2 protein-coding genes are annotated in these 14,876 nt (G+C 31.7%); both read right to left on the bottom strand.

The features are described 5' to 3' along the window. Positions 1 to 3,504, bottom strand: a complete 3,504-nt coding sequence (locus K337_RS0115125) for a hypothetical protein (protein ID WP_037029991.1) — start codon at positions 3,502 to 3,504, stop codon at positions 1 to 3. After that, entirely contained in the window at positions 3,497 to 14,872 is an 11,376-nt protein-coding gene (locus K337_RS0115130) for a DUF11 domain-containing protein (RefSeq protein WP_028857339.1), read from the bottom strand. Before K337_RS0115130 ends, K337_RS0115125 begins: the two co-directional genes overlap by 8 nt. Positions 14,873 to 14,876 lie beyond the last annotated feature (4 nt).

Genomic DNA, 14,876 nt, shown 5'->3' on the forward strand with positions numbered 1-14,876 from the left:
TTAAAATTTACCCACAATATTAATAAACCAACCGTTTGCATCATAGTCATCATAACGAAGATCATCTTCAAAACTAGAAAAATTATAACCTAATCCAACTTTAAGGTTGTTTCCCAAATGTCTATTGACGCTTATAAGTGCACCTTGCTCTAAAGCATTTTCATATTGATCAAATTTCCAATGATATTCAGAAAATATATCCCAATTTTTAATAATATGATAAGTTGATTTCATCCCTACTAGATAGATCTGTGTTCTCATCTTAATATTATTTCCAGAGGCCCTCTCAATTATTTCACTTTTATCCTTTCCTGCTAATTTCAGTCCTAAATCCCATCTAGCATTATATGAATAAATTGTTTCAAATTCAAAAATGTGACTATTTTCATCGGAATAATCTATATCACGATCACTTTCCTTTTCTTGATCTTGTAAATAGGTATATCTAGTAAGAAAATTCAATTTATCGTTGTATATAGGCCTATAAGCTAGTCCCAAATTACCTTCTGTAAATTCCGCTTCCTTTTTAGATGTAGTTTTATTATCTGTCCTAGAATAATTTAATTTTCCTACAATTGTATATTCATTAGTCCACTTATATTTAAAGCTATTGGTAGTTACCCATTGGTTTACCTTTTCATCTCCCTTATCTTGTCTAAATTCAACCTTATTCTTTAGAGTTAATTTTGAGATTTCAGCACTTTGATATAAGCTAATAGCTCTTCTACGAACATCTTCTTCATTATCTTTTTTTAACTCCCCTGTTTGCAAAGCTGCTCCTATTTTATAATCTTCAATATATTCATAATCTATTCCATAGGAATCTGTTCTTCCCTTACCGTTATTTTCATCCACAAATTGATTTTCTTGATAAATGTCCACTTTCTCAGTAAGGCTAGCTCTTTGCCCAAAGGTTACGTTATTTTTATCAGAATCTTCCATCTCTTCTAATACATATCCTAAGTAAATATCGTAGTCGTCATATAAACTATAATCAGCTGTAGCATCTGCTGAATATCCACGATCACCAGTGCTATATTCTCCAGTTAACTTTAGTTTATCGTTGATTTCTGTTTCTCCTCCAATAGTATATAGATCATTATCACTATAATCATCATTAGAGCTTACAGTTGTTTGAGCTTTTACATATAGCTTCGTATCCTCTGTAAATTCATACTCAACCATTCCACCTACAAGATTACCTTTACCCAATTTATCATTTTCCAATTCTTGAACATGTTTGGCCTCTGCTCCTACCTTTAATTTATCAGTAACAGCATACTCTCCTTGGATTTGAAGCTCTTCAGTATCTGTAACTTTTTTTTCATTTATATCTCTTTCTATTGTAGAAAGATAACGCGATTTAAATTGCAAGTTATTATTAGGACGATACCTAATTTCTGTACCATAGCTCTCCCAAGAAAGATTATCATCTTTAGAAGCATATGAATACTCTGCATCCTTGTTTTGGTACCAAACTTTAATATCATTTCCATATGGACTAAATAGTTCTGGGCTTAGATCATAAAAACTAAATACTCCTGCTACTCTAAATGCTTCTCCATCTTTATCTTTGCCATTAGAATTTGATATTTCTTTGAAATTTAATCCTCCATCAAAAGATACAAAATTACTATCAACTTGAGTTCCCTCTGACTTACTATATTCAGCTGTTAAATATGTTCCTTCAGTAGCTCTTAAAGTAAGATCTGTTCCCATCATTTGGTAATCTTGAGCATCTTTTTCTTCATTAACATAGGTACCACCTATTCCAATATGATCATTGACCCATCCTTTTCCACGTCCTCCAAATGTCAGGTTATCCATGGAATCAGAGTCATCTGGAATATATTCATAATCTACAACTAAATAATTTTCATAGCCATCTCTAGGATTATCTTTTATAATAGATCCAAAAGAATCAGAAGAAATATCCGATAGTGGTCTAGTTAAGATAATACGTCCTTGATAATTATCTATTTCATAGTCTTTCCCTTCTTGGATATAGATTATATCCTCAGTAACTTTAGTAGTTTTATTAACTAATTTTATTGCTACTTTGTCACTACCAGCAGCTATATCTCCATGTTTTAGAAAATATAAACTTCCACCTGTTCCTAAAAATTCATCATGGGAAGAAAGTAAATTTGGTTCAGAGACAAATCCAACTAAATTTAATTTATCTTCTCCATAGCTAGTAGTCTTACGTGTTCTATAGTCAGCCTTAGCACCATATAAACTCCTGTTATATTGACTAAATTCTGTAGCTGTTAAACCAGTATTATAGTTCCCCCATAAATATCTTGATTTATCATAATCTACACTAAGATATAGTTTTCCTTGAGTATTTACTTCACGACGAATAGTCGATTCATCACCATAAGTGGGGTAATATCTATCGTCATCATCTACCCTTTCAAAAATATTATAGCTATCACTTTTGTATATATCTTTAAACAGGTCTTTTATATTATTTTCACGGGTATCCATCTGTGCAGTTACTCTTAATTTATCACTAAATTTTCCCATTCCAAAATATGCTAACCTTCCACGGTTATAAATATCTCCATCATATTCAGAGTCTACACTAAGAACTTCTTTATTTGAAGTGACATAATTTTTACCGATATACATATCTGCTAATCCAGTCTGAACAAAATATTTTTCCGGAATTTCAACATAAATTTCATACTCTTGAGTTTCTTCATTATCATAGACTACTTCTACAGGAATAAAGTATCTATCGGTAGGAAGATACTCTTCAGCAAAAAGCGTTTCTTTTTCGATAGTATATTCTTCTTGTCCAATAATAACTTTGTCAACTCCTACTAGGTTAGTTCCATGAAATCTAACCATTCCCGAATTCACGGGAATATTATGACGCATTAGTTTTGCTTGTCCAAATGTTCTTTTGTCATCTTCTAATTCTCCAAAATCTTCCATGGTAAAATCTGTTTCTTTTTTTACTAGATCTACTACTCCTGTAGTGGTAATATCCATATTTCCTTCAGCATCCCATGATACTAACCTAAAGAGGAGTTGTCTTCCTCCCTTTAGGTCATAGTCTTCAGCTATCCCATCCCACTTTATATCCATATTATTATGTAGTTCATCGCCTGTAATTGTTTTTATTGGTGCCATAAGATTAATATCATCACCACGATAGATAGCTAATTCCCACTTTTTTACATAGTACCCATAGTTAGTTTTCACACTAAAATTCATTTCTTGTTTAAGATTTCCACTTTCTACTACTGCTTCATTGTTTACTGTTATTTTCATATCAGGTTCAATTGTATTTATATCTCTAGTTGCCCATATAGCCCCTTCATTTAGATAAACTCTAGTGTTATCTGTCTGCACGCCCATTTTATTATCTATTTCCATCTCTTCACTTCTTATTAACTCTAAATTTTCTACTTCGTTCGTAGGAATTTCTACACCTAAAGCTGCTACAGAAAGTAATGAAGTTATTAGTATTATTATTTTTTTTGTATTAGCCATTTTCTTTACCCCTTACCTTTCTGACTTTATTTGCATCTTTGATATTAAAATCATCCAATTCCCTTTGAATACTAAAGTTAAATTTATTAAGTCCATTAGGAGTTATTCTCTTTACTCTAGGATTTTCACTAATAACTCTCATCCCTTGAGGCAGACTATCTCTATCAACTTTTACTAGAAAATTTGAACCTGTTTTTTTAGTAACCCACTCATCCGGTACATGGTAACGACCAAATTCATCAGTAGTTATAACTACTCCTCCTAAAGTAATTAACCTTATCCCAGGGATTCCATCCTCATAAATACCAAAGTTTTCCACCACAATCTCTTGGAGATAATTTGGTGATCCCTTTTGTGCATATATATTTCTTGTGATTTTTAGGTTTTCTCTAGCCAGTCCTTCTTTTAAATCGCCTTTATGAGAAGCTTTTGCCTTCCCATTACTATCTATAAGAATAGTTGTTCCATCTTTACTAGTAACCTTTAGAGGTTCCCATGTAGAAGTTATTGTTTCATATCTTATAATAGCTTTATTAGGCTCTTTTATTTTTCTATTTCTAGAAACACCACGAAGTTTTCCTATAGTGATACCTCTAACTAAAGGTGAGCTTTTATCTTTAATTTTTGTTGTTTTATCGCCAATAGTTAAAGTTGTAGTATTTGGAATATAGTTTGTAGGATCTATTGAGCTTATTAATTTAATTCTTTTAGCAGTTGCATCTGCTTGATATCCATCTCCATTTATATCTTCAAATACTTTTCCTATAATAGTTGCCGTATCAAACAATGCATCTGGAATAACTTCTACATCTGCTGAGTCATAGTTTGATACAACCTTCCCACCAGATACAGCATGTGCAGTATTTACATATTTACCAAAAGTGGTTCCAATACTAGCACGCAGTAGATACCTTATACGAAGATTTTCTTTAGGAGCTATATTTACAGCTGTAAAGCCTAATGTATTTCCTATAATTGGTTCATCTGAAACATCTCGATCATCATTATTACCAAATTTTCCATCTGTACTTAAAATAATCTCAGTTGTATCCTTCACATAAGTAAATCCCGCAGGTGTTTTATCTTCTACAGCTACATTAGTAAAATAAACGTCTGTAGGGTTATTAACTATAATCTCGTATTCTACTACTTGACCTTTCTCAACATCCTTTTTTAACGCACGTTTACTTAGTTGTAATATACCTTCATTAAGTTTTATTTTGGAGCTTACTTCTGCAAATGCAGTATTTTTATTTCCATCATTGTTAGTAAAGGTATAATCAGCTCTATTTGTTATATCTTCTCCTATAATTTTATTAGTAGTACCTACTAAAGTAAATATAATGCTATCATTAGGAGCAATATCAACTAGAGTATCTAAATTTTTATTAGGGTCATATGATTCTATGTTACTTACAGGGTTTAAAGAGCCACTATTGTCTGTAATAACTACACTGTCAAAAGCTTTAATAGAGTTTCCACTTATAGATTCATTTTCAATATCCAAAATTAAATCTATAACTTTAACATCATTTGCAATTCCTAAGCCTGTATTTGATATTGTTACTACATAAGTTAGATCTTTCCCTGCAACAAATTCACTTGTATCAACAGTTTTAATGATATTAAGTTTTGCATTAGCTGGGTTAGATTCAGCATTAGCCGTCCCCTCTTTATCAGTTCCATCATTATCGGTATAACTAAATTCCGCAATGTTATCTATCTTACCAACTACGTCTAAAGAAACATTACTTGCAATAGTATAGATTGCATATCCATCTCTAGGTAATTCTAGTTCCGAAGTAAAAGCATTTCCAATATTACTAAGTGGTTTGTTTTCGCTGGCATTATTAAATAATTCTACTTTAATAACCTTACTTGTAGCAGGATCAAATGCATCACCATTTCCACTAGTTGTAAGTGCCTGAGGAAGTATATCCTCAAACTTAACTTTATGAGCTGGCCCTGGTCCAACATTCCATACTTTAATAGTGTATGTAATCTCTTCCCCTGGTGCAAAAGTAATTTTATCTACTATTTTTTCAATATGTACTTCCGATCTAGATGGTTGGAAACTATCTGAGTCACTAATATCTGAAGCTTTAGTTCCGTCATTATACTTATCTTGGTCATAACTACCTGTAGCACTATTTGTTAGCTCTCCAAATGCTTCAGGGATAACAGTGGCTATAATTTTAAATTCAACTTCATCTTCTGGTGCAACATCTATATCTATATCTAAATTTTTAGCTGAATCAAAAGTCGGAATAGAGGTTATTGGTGAGTTTCCTTCATTTTCTATACTAATAGTCCAATTACTAAATGCTAATTTTTTAATTCCACCTATAGCATCTACCATAACCTTGTCTAATTCATCTGAAATATGGAATTTATCTCCTATTCCATTTCCATCATTAGTAACCTTAATTTTAAATTCAACTTCATCTCCTGGAATATACCCTCCTAAATTAGGATCAACTATGGCAATTTTATCTATCTTCATATCTGCGTTAGCCACAGGTACTGATACTTTAGATTCACCTATTGTAGGAAGTTCATCATAGTTTTTAGTAAATTCAAAAGTTGCGGTGTTGATAATAGTTCTATCAGTGGGATCAGCATTTATACCATAAACCATAGTATCTTTTAGTTTTCCTATGATCTTAATTTTTACCTCTCCATCTGCCTTTAAATCAAATGTACTATTAACCTCATTTCCAGTTGTATCTAACACTGGTATTTTAGGTGTAGCACCTGTTGCACTAATTACACTAGCACTAATACTCTCAAATACATGTCCTCTAAGGTTAGTATCTGATAATAACCCTTCAATAGATGAAAGATCATCTATAAACTTAAGGTCATTAGCTAAACCACCTTTATTTTTTATAAGGACTTCATATTCTATATTTTTTCCAGGTATAGCTAAAGGTGTAGTTGTGGTCTTTTCTATAGTGATTTCAGCAGGTGTCGGCTCAAAGATCACTTCATTAGAATCCTTTGTTTGAGCCCCACTATTATAACTAGCAGTCGCAGTATTTTTAATCTCTCCTATAGCAGTATCTATAATAGTAGAAGTAACAATAAACTCAACTTTATCATTAGGAGCCAAATCTATAGTTACATCTATCCCATTTGTATAATCAGGTGTTCCTACTACTTTACTTGGGGCATTTATTGTTGGTTTTACCGAAATCGAATTAAATGCCTTAACATAGTTAGGAATACCTGAGCTATCCACCATAATATCACCTACAATATCTTGGACTTTCAAGTTGTGTATAAAAGAAGTATTTTTATTTTCTACAGTTATTTTATAGTAACTTTCTCCTCCAGATTTATATTGCATTGGAGCATCACTATAATTGCTACCACCTATACTTTCTTCCTTTGTTATAATTAGGTTTTTTAAGTCAACATCTTTTGAAATAGCAGTTACTACATTAGTATCATACCCTGTACTTTTTTTTGTGAATGTTGCCATATTGTCTATTTCACCTATAATATTATTATTAATAGTAGCTTCTACATCAAAGGTCATAGTTTGTCCAGGTCCTAGATCAAAAATTCCTTTTAAATTTTTATCCAAAACATCTATTTTACTATAGTTTGGTGTTCCTGTATTAATATTAGTTATCTTAATTGTAGCAGGATCAAATGCTGGACCTTGTCCACCACCTGAAATATCTGCTTTAATTTCTTTTATTTCATCTAATATTTCAACGTCATCAATCCACCCTGATCCTGTACTATTATCAGCAATAATTCGGTAATAAATAGTATCTCCTGGAGAATAAATAATTTTATTAATACCATAACTAGTCCCATCTGAACTTATCTCTTTTTTTATTTTCACATCATCTTTTACAGAAGAAATTTTAGCTGATGCAATTAACTCTTTAATAGCTTTTACAACCTTAGTAATACTAGGATCAAATTTAACAACTACATTTGTAGTTATTTCTTTCATAGCTTCTTTATTTAATTTACTAGTAATCCATATTTGGAAAGTATCTCCTGGTGCAATATTTACTTTCCCTTCAAATCCAAGTGTTTCATTTGGAGTTCCAATAGGTCGTGTATCTAAAGAACCATTTTTAGATCTATACTTCACTTCTAAAGGAATAGTCCCACTATTTTCTCTAAAAGCATCTACTTCATGGGTTGAATCGCCTGGAAAATTTCCTCCTCCTAAGGTTTTTATCTCCATAAGTTTATCTGAAATATCTACTCCTAGAGCGAATCCTTCCCCAATATTTTTTACTTCTATTAAGAAAGTTTTTTCCATTCCAGGTGTATAATTACTATCCCTTGTTATACTAATCCTATCTACAACTGGAGTCTTAACCACAATTATATCCCCATCTGAGTGGAGGATATCCCATTCTTTAGACACTACAGTATCATAATAATCTGTTGTAAATGTATTGCTTATATCCCCTATAGCATCATCTATAACGGTCGCATCAATGGAGATGGTCACTTTATCTCCTGTACCTAAAGTTATTGGTCTATATTTTATATCTCCATTTGATGGTATCTGTGAAATGTCACTATTTCCATCTCTATCATCAAGAACTGTTGAAATACTCCATCCAGGTTTAAATGCAGGCTTTTCTGTTCCTCCTATAGTTTCAACCTTTATCTCGCTTATAAGCTCATTTAAAATAATATCCTGAGCTGTTGAGGCCCCTGTATTTTCAACTGTTAGAGTATATGATACAGGATTCCCTGGCCCATAATAGTCACTTCCTGTTTTAGTAGATTCAATAGTCGATTCAGCTAAATATGCTATTACTTCCTTTGTATTTGTACCATCTATAGTCGCTTTGTTTTTTATTTCCCCTAAAGCTTTCTTACTCACCTTTGCATTTACAAAAAACTCCACCTTTGCTCCAGGTTCTATATCTATACTAGTATCAAATCCATTGATATTATTTTGGAAATTTGAAACAACAGTTTTGTTATCTGTAGTACTATAAGTTTCGTTACCAGCTTTATCCGTAATTTTGATTGTAGTGCTTACACTACTAAATGCAGAATTACCCTTACCATCTATAACGTTTTTTAGAATATCTTTTGTGTTTACCTTTACACCATATCCTAGCCCCTTATTTTCTAATATTATTTTATAATAAAGACTATTTGAAGGAATATAATATACATAACCAGTACCATAAGTAATTCCGTCATTACTAATCTCTTTATGATAAGTAAGTTTAGGAGGGTTGGGAGTAATTACATCTGTTGTATCTTCATCTAAATCAATAGTTCCATCTTTAACAGCAACAGAATTCCCAGGTATAGTCCCGATTAAGTTATCTCTTATTTTTGCTTTAATATTAAATGTTATAGTATCATTAGGTGCTATATCTACTTTAACATTAAGATCTTTTGTTTTATCATAGGAGTGAATAAATGTAAGATCATTAGTTTTACTATCTTCTGTAATTTCCCAAGATTCAAATGCTGTATCTGTAGTGTTTCCTGAAATATCACTTCTTATAGAACTTAAGGTATCTACTACTAAAATATTATTCCCAAAAGATTCTCCTGTATTAGTAGCTTTAATCTCATAAATAACTTCTCCTCCAGGTTTATAATGCATCCCAGTTGTCCATGGAATCCCATCTACAGAAACAATTTTTTTCTCTACTTCCATTTTAGGAGCTAAAGGTCTTAATACAGCAGTATCATGAATAGTTTTTTCCTTTGATAAATATGTTCCCTTATTAGTAATAGAGGTCATAGCATCATCTCTAATTATCGCAGTAACTACATATTCAATCCAACCTCCAGGTGCTAAAAATATATTATTATTTTTAATATTCAAATTGCTTATAGGTTTAAAATCACCTAAAGTAGTAACATTATCCCTACCATCATTGTAGTTACTGCCGTCTCCTATGGTAATACTTTGGCTATTTCTTTTACTAGCAGTAACATTCCAACTAGAAAACGCTTGCTTGCTTAAATGAGGTTCACCAGGCGTTTCAACAACTACATCTTCTAAGAAATCTTTAAAACTTGGAGTTTTTCCTATGGAAATACCGTCTCCTTTATTCTCTACCCTTATAACATACTTAACTTCGTCTCCCGGCTTATAAGTTATCTTATCAAAATCCTTATCAGTACCGTTTATTTCAAGAACTTTTTTATTAATCGTTATATCTTGCTCCTTCATCTTAGATATACCACTTTTCTTCGATGAGGTTTCACTAGTTGCAATATTTTCTATCTCACCTATGGCTCTTTCATCAACTTTAGCTTTTATCTTAAAGATTATTTCACTTTTAGAAGCTATGTCTATTATCATATGAACTCCATCTCCAGGTGTTTCAAGTAAATCTTGATTTTTTATAGGGTAATTGACTCCCTGTCCTGGAACTGTTACAGAGCCTCCAGTATGGGATTCTGTAATATCCCATCTGGAAAAAGCTTTAAGGTTTGTTCCATCTATCCTGTCTGTTTTAATTTTACTTACGAGATCTCCTAAAGGAATATTATTTATAACCCCATCTCCTTGATTTTTTAGAGTTAATAAATACTCAATATATCCTCCAGGCTTATAACCTCCTGTTATTTCAGTCTTCCCATCTCTGTCATAATATTTATTAATTTCTTTACTAATTTCTAATCCTGGTCTAGCAGTTCCTATCCCAGTTCCTACTTGATCTCCATCAATAAATGCTGTATTAAGAATGTTCCCAATAGCTTTTGGGTTAACTTTAGCTGTAATCTTATATTTTATTTTAGTATTTATAGGCAAATCAAATTTAGTTATGATATCTGTATTATCTGGAGTACTCCCAAAATCTACATAATCAATATAGTCACCTGACTTTTCTCTTGTAATAGTCCAAGCCAATGGGTCAAAAGCATCTCCAATAGTTCCATCAGAAAGGGGAACTTTAATATCAGATATAATATCTCTTATAGGTATCTGCCCTGCATTTCCATTACTATTATTTTCTATATCAATTATAAATGACATATTTTCACCAGGTGTATATGCTGCTATATCAGTTGTTTTTTTTATATCTAAATTATATCTGTGTTGCTTGGTTACGAGCCCTTTATAACTTATGTCTCCATTTGCATCGGGTCTTATTCTACCTGTAACAGTATAGGTAATCATATCTCCTGGAGCTACATCTAGAATTTCATTAATTATATCTGTATTATCAGCTGGTTTAGAAGGATTACTTGTTCCCGAATTTGTAGCACCAACATCTAATGTCCAGGTATATTTAGGGGCTATACCATTTATATCTCCAAATACAGGTCCACTAGTACCATCCATCAATTTAACTTCAATTTTACTAATTTCTTCCAAGAGGTCTATATTATTTGCATATCCATTTGCACCACCTTGAACTACTATAGTATAAGTTAAGTTTTGGCCAGGAATATATTCTTGTTTATCAACCGTTCTAGTCAATTCCCCATAATCTCCGCCTCCATTAAGTTCTACAGAAGCTTTTGCAAATTTATCGTTGTTGTTATCGATTAGAAAAACTTTATTTTCCATTTTTCCATGTAAAACACGATTACTAATTCGTGTTTTGACATCGTATTGATAGCTCCCATTTGCAGGAATCGTTGGTTGATCGTTGATATCTCCACTACCTTCGGTCCCATTTTCCCCTGTCCAATTAATCTCGTCAAAAGGATCTCCAGCAAAAATATCTACATAGGGATTCACCCCATCATTAGCTAAATCCACTTTAATATCACTAAATTTATCGCTAACTGTATAACCTGAAGCTTTAAAATCTATTGGATCATTTGTAGTATTAAAAATTGTTATAGTATAACCAAGAGGTTCTCCTGGAATATAATTAAATTTATCAGCAACTTTAGTAATATATAGACCATCGTTTGTACCATCTAACTCAACAGAAGAAGAATAGTCGTTCCCACTTTGAGTGTCGTGTACATTAGCAAGATTTGAGATCATTTCGCTAGGTAAAACCGTCGATTTCACTAATGCTTCTATATGATATTCTACAAATCCACCAGGTTTTATATCTGTTAATACATCAATATTTTGAGTGTTTTGACCACTTGGAATACGATTATTAACATCAGCATTACTTCCTCTATATCCACTTGTTCCTTTATCTCCATCTGTTTTAGTTGTTATAGTCCAATATTCAAATTGGGTATTATTAAAAACATCAGTGACATGAGCATCATTAGCATATCCATTCCCATTATTATCTACACGAATATCATAATTAACTATTTGACCAGGAAAAAATTTAAGATTTGTTGTAGATTTTACTATGGCTAAATTAGGTTGCCTAGGTAAGGTTATAGCATCAATATTTATAGTCGAACCATTTTTAGGAGTTACAGTTCCTGTGTTTTTTATTGCTCCATAGGGTATATGATCTATTGGATAATCTTTTTTCAAGGTAGCTTTAATAATATATTTAATTGTTTGGTTTCCACTTAAACTAGTTGTTTCATCTAAGATCCCATCAAATACTTTAGCTCCTTTAGGAGAAGGACTAGTACTGCTGCATCCTCCACTGTCGATAATTTCCAAAGTATATGATGAGAAAATATCTGTAATTTTATTTCCGTTTAACAATTCAACTTCAATGTTAGTTAGATCATCTCTTATATCTACTTGCTCTATATATCCACCATTTACATTATTTAAAGTAATTGTATATGTTAAAATATCATTTCCATCAATAGAAGCATAATTTCTAACATCCACTGTTTTTGTAGCCGTCAAATTCGATGGATTAGATACAATACCCTTATCAGCAACTAATAACCCATTTATCGTTGCTTTATTTTGTATTCTCCCAGTAGCTTCACAATTTATAACGGCTTTAATTGTATATGTTAATTTTGTATTGGGGCCTATTTGTGCTGTTTTCATATAAGGGTTATCTGGATCTATATTATTAGGAGACATCAATGGTTCACTTATAATTCCTGAATGCCCACTAGCTGGTCTTCCAGGGGAAAGTCCTTCTAATTTTGAAGTAACCTCCCAACTAGAATAAGCCTTTACCCCTGTATCAGAAACAATTTCTGATAATAAATCTACTACTTCTATATTCTGAGCATACCCATTTCCTGTATTTTCAATAATAACTTCATAGGTCATCTCTTCATTGGGACTATAATTTGTTTTATTTACAGTTTTTACAATTCCTAATTCAAGAGAAGACATCACCACACCTTCGTCATTTTCAATAACATTATCTCCATTGATATTATTATCAACTATCTTTCCAACTGCATTTTCTTTTATTTTAGCTTTTAATTGATATTTTATAGATTCACCAGGTGCAATATCTAAATTAATATTAATGTCTGCATCTGTTACAATATCTGTTCCTGGTTTAGTTCCATTAATTGAACTAGTAGGATCAACTGTTGTAAGTGTCCAACTTTCAAAGGCAGAGCCTCTAATAGTTTGACCATAGGTAGGGCTATTAATATTAATATCTAAAAGATCCGTTTCTATATTAGTTATAGTATCCTTCAGATTAAAATTATTGATGAAATGAGCTGTATCAGTATTTGTCACAAGAATATCATAAGTTATTTCATCACCAGGTCTATATTCTTTTTGAGATATAGGATCAATTTTTTTAGTGATTTCTACTCCACTTTCCTCTCCTAATTTCTTAGGTGTAGTAATAGCATTAGCAGTCTTAGGAAAATCACTATCTCCACTAGGTGAAGTTACTACTACTTCATTATTTATATCTCCTATGGCACTAGGATTAGTCGGAATTATTATTTTATATTTCAAATATTCCCCAGGTGCAATATAAACCCTATCAGTTAAATCTTTATTACTTTGTTGGGAACCAAGAGTATAGTTTTTAGAGCTACTATTATCTCCAATGTATATAAGCTCAATAATTCCTATTCCAAAGGGATTTCCACTAGTAATGTCAGTAGAATCAAAATAATTTGTATTTTCATTAGCTAGTAAAGTTTTAACCTCGCTTAAAAGGTCTTCGACTATATATTCCTCTCCATATCCTCCACCATTATTTTCTATTTTTATAGTATAGGTCAAACTATCCTCTGGAAGGTAATCCTTGGTTTTATCTACTTTTTTTGTTACTACTATATTAGCTTTTCCAGGATCAACAACAACTTCATTACTAGTTTTAGTGTTGTTATCTCTAGTAGTTTCAATAATCGTAGCTGTATTTCTTATTTCTCCTATAATATTATTATTAATTTTAGCAGAAATAGTATACTCTACCCATCCATTAGGAGCTAACTCAGCTGAAGTAGCTACTAAATCTCCATTAAGTGGGTTACTAGATAGACCAGAGTGAGAACCTGAACTTACGTTGGCACTAACGGTAGTATTAGACATATCAAAGGCTAATCCATCACTTCCTGCTGTTGTATTAGCTACAATAGTAGATAAAAGATCTGTAATATCTAAACCTTTTACCTTGTTTGTTTTATTATTTTCTAGTCTTAAAGTATATATAAGCGGTTCCCCTAAGGTGTACTTTGATTTATTGACACTTTTAAAAATACTATAATCATAAAGTATCCTTGTATGAGTGACTGTAGCTACTTTATCTGTTCCAGCTATTGTAGCTTTAGCTTTATTTACAATAGGGTAAGATTGAGTATTATTAACTGTACCAGTAAGGGTATAGACTATGCTTCCATTTGGTCCTATTATTGCATCTGGAATATCTAGTTCCATACTCGGTAGGTTACCATCTGAAACTTTTGAATCTGTTCCTATACCACTGGTAGACACTACAAGATCTACATTACTAAACCCCAAACTAGACAGATCATCTAAAATTTTAATATCTTTAACTGTTTTATTACTGCTATTAGTTAATTTAATCTTATATTCTATTTTCTCCCCATTGTCATATTCAGTTGTTGGAGAAGTTTTACTTAAACCAATGGCAGCACCTTGATCTAATTCTTTTACAACTACATTAGAACTTTCAGAAATTCCTGCACCCATGACTTTAGAAATATTAGTAATATCTCCATTAGCATCAATGTCTAATTCAACCTCCAAAGTATATTCTATATAACTATTTGCTCCCACAGTAACATCTGAAGCATTAAATTTTTTATTATTAAAACTATAAGTTTTACTGCTACTGCCTATTCCTTCATCTACAGACACAGATTTTTCTATAAGAGGTAAACTACTCATATCATCATTTACTGTTAAATTTCTTACTTCTACAAAATCATTATTTTCTATCCTTATAGTATAGGTGAAAACTTCTCCAGGTATATATTCTGATATACTTGCGTCTTTATTTATAGTTATTGCCCCTAAAGCATACGCTGTTGTTATTAAAAATAACATAATTTTAAGCAACTTTCTTTTCACTTCT

Origin of the sequence: Psychrilyobacter atlanticus DSM 19335, from assembly GCF_000426625.1 — a bacterium.
Classification (GTDB): Bacteria; Fusobacteriota; Fusobacteriia; order Fusobacteriales; family Fusobacteriaceae; genus Psychrilyobacter; species Psychrilyobacter atlanticus.

Coding starts and splice junctions, on each gene's coding strand:
- K337_RS0115125 (WP_037029991.1), bottom strand. CDS start 3,504: ATGGCTAATACAAAAAAAATAATAATACTAATAACTTCATTACTTTCT.